Here is a 2,389-nt window from a genome sequence, read left to right on the forward strand (position 1 = left end):
CGTTCAGAAGCCGTGTCGTACCTGCGACAGGAAAGCGCGTGCCCGTTCATGCTCGGCTTGGGTGAAAAAGACCTCCGGCGTCGTGTCTTCCAGGATGACGCCGTCGTCGAAGAAGATGATCCGGTCGGCGACCTCGCGCGCGAAGCCCATTTCGTGCGTGACGACAAGCATCGTGATGCCGCTGTAGGCCAGCTCGCGCATCACGGCGAGGACTTCATTGACCATTTCCGGGTCGAGCGCCGAAGTTGGCTCGTCGAAGAGCAGCACCTTGGGGTCCATCGCCAAGGCGCGGGCAATCGCCACGCGTTGCTGCTGGCCGCCGGAAAGCTGCACCGGGTATTTGTCCGCCTGGCTCAGCAGGCCGACGCGTTCGAGCAGCGTGCGCGCCTTCTGCTCGGCCGCCGCACGCTCCATCTTGCGCACACGCATCGGCGCCAGTGTGATGTTGCGCAGGATCGTCAGGTGAGTGAAGAGGTTGAAGCTCTGGAAGACCATTCCAACTTCGCGGCGGATGGCGTCGAGGTTCTTCAGGTCGTCGTTGAGAACGATGCCGTCGATCACGATCTCGCCCGAATCGTGCGTTTCGAGACGATTCAGCGTGCGCAGAAAGGTCGACTTGCCGGAGCCGGACGGTCCGACGATGGCCGTCACCTGGCCTTCGTAGAAGACCGCAGAGACCTTTTTCAGCGCGTGGAACGAGCCGAATCGCTTGTCGACCTCGCGCGCCTCGATGATTGGTCGCAAGCCTGCGTCGGGGCTGGGTGCGGGGCTGTTCATGCGGCTGCGCTCAGCGCTTCTGGCCGGTGTTGAGCTGCGCTTCGAGCGCCGCCGTGAGCGTCGTGAAGGCGGTCGTCAGAATCAGGTAGATCACCGCCGTGGTGACGAAGACGGGGATCGGCTGGTAGCTCTCGGCCTGGACGCGGTAGCCGACCATGGTCAACTCGACGACGCTGATCGCGTAGGCAAGCGACGAATCCTTGACCAGCGAGGCAAGATTGTTGGCCAGCGCGGGTAGCGCGACACGCATGCTCTGCGGCAGGACAACGTCCATGAAGGTCTGTACCGGCGTCAGGCCGAGCGCCCGCGCAGCTTCGACCTGCCCCCAGGGGACGGCGAGAATCCCGGCACGCACGCATTCGGTGTTGTAAGCCCCGACATTCAGCGCCAGGGCGATTGCCGCACAGGCGAAATCGGACAACACGATGTCCTCGGGCAGGATCGACGGCGCTGCCAGCCAGACGAACAGAATCTGCAGCAGCAAGGGGGTGCCGCGAATCAGCCAGACATAGGCGTCGCAGATTCGGCGCAGCGGCCAGAAACGCGAGAGCTTGCCGACGCCGGCGAGAATGCCGATGACGATGCCCGAACTGCCGGCCACCAGCGTCAGCCAGACGGTAATGCGGGCGCCATCGGCGAATTGCTCGGCGGCCGGGCCGATCGGCTCGGGGGCGGCGGCGAGTGGTATCGCCAGTCCCCAGAGAAAGGCGAGCAGTCCGGCCATCGCGGCAAACATTGCCCAGCCGGGGTGGCGTGTCGCCCAGTTCATCGTTGGTCAGCGGCGCTATCAGCGGCAGGAAATGTCCTCCTTGAAGTACTTCTCGGACAGCGTCTGGTAGGTGCCGTCCTTCATCAGATCGGCCAGCGCCTGGTTGAGCTTGTCGGCCAGTTCCTTGTTGTTCTTGCGCAGGATCATCGACACGCGTTCGACGAAGACCAGATCGCCAGCGACGATTCCTGCCTTCGGGTTCTTGTCGAGCGTCGCCTTGACCGTGAACTTGTCGGAAATCCACGCCTCGACCTTTTTCGCGCGGAGCGCCGAAAACGCCTCCGGATCGCCCTTGTAAGTCTTTATTTCCTTGATGCCGTTGATCTTCTTGGCGGCGTCAGCGTAGCTGGTGGCGAGTTGCACGCCGACCGTCTTGCCGTTCAGTGCGGCGACGGTGAGCGGGCCGCCGGTGCGCGCGGCGATCTGCCCGCCGGTGCAGTAGTGCGGATTGGCGAAGTCGACCGATTTGGCGCGCTCTTCGGTGTAACCGTGCGAGGCGATGGCAAAATCGAAGCGGTCCTGCTGCAGCGCAGCCAATTGTGCGTCGAAGGGCACCACCTTCCATTCCAGCTTCAGGCCAAGCTTGCGCGCGATGGCTTCGCCGAGTTCGACTTCGAAGCCGGTGAGCTTGGCGCCCTCGTAGTAGTTGAAGGGCTGAAAACCACCCTCGGTGGCCGCGATGATCGTTCCCGAGCTCTTGACGACGTTCCATTCGCGTGCGTCGGCCGGGCCGGCAAGGATCAGCAACAGGGGCAGGGCGGCTTGCAACAAGCTGACTGGGAATCGCATGGCACCTCCTTCAAAGAAATGAACCGGTCCCGCCTGGGGACCGCCTGGTGAGCA

General features: G+C 63.5%; 3 protein-coding genes. All 3 read right to left on the reverse strand.

The annotated features are described in order from the left end of the window. Positions 1–3 precede the first annotated feature (3 nt). The 3 genes from RKP46_RS07500 to RKP46_RS07510 are packed head-to-tail and all read right to left on the reverse strand — an operon-like array spanning position 4 to position 2,335. Positions 4–777, reverse strand: a complete 774-nt coding sequence (locus RKP46_RS07500; RefSeq protein ID WP_311106069.1) for an amino acid ABC transporter ATP-binding protein — start codon at positions 775–777, stop codon at positions 4–6. A gap of 10 nt (positions 778–787) precedes the next feature. Continuing rightward, positions 788–1,546, reverse strand: a complete 759-nt coding sequence (locus RKP46_RS07505; RefSeq protein WP_311106070.1) for an amino acid ABC transporter permease — start codon at positions 1,544–1,546, stop codon at positions 788–790. 18 nt (positions 1,547–1,564) lie between these two features. After that, positions 1,565–2,335 carry an ABC transporter substrate-binding protein gene (locus tag RKP46_RS07510; RefSeq protein WP_311106071.1) on the reverse strand — a complete coding sequence of 257 codons (771 nt, stop codon included), beginning with the start codon at positions 2,333–2,335 and terminating at the stop codon, positions 1,565–1,567. Positions 2,336–2,389: the final 54 nt, after the last annotated feature.

The sequence above is a fragment of the Accumulibacter sp. genome, assembly GCF_031732815.1.
GTDB lineage: Bacteria > Pseudomonadota > Gammaproteobacteria > Burkholderiales > Rhodocyclaceae > Accumulibacter.

Coding starts and splice junctions, on each gene's coding strand:
- RKP46_RS07505 (WP_311106070.1), bottom strand. CDS start 1,546: ATGAACTGGGCGACACGCCACCCCGGCTGGGCAATGTTTGCCGCGATG.
- RKP46_RS07510 (WP_311106071.1), bottom strand. CDS start 2,335: ATGCGATTCCCAGTCAGCTTGTTGCAAGCCGCCCTGCCCCTGTTGCTG.
- RKP46_RS07500 (WP_311106069.1), bottom strand. CDS start 777: ATGAACAGCCCCGCACCCAGCCCCGACGCAGGCTTGCGACCAATCATC.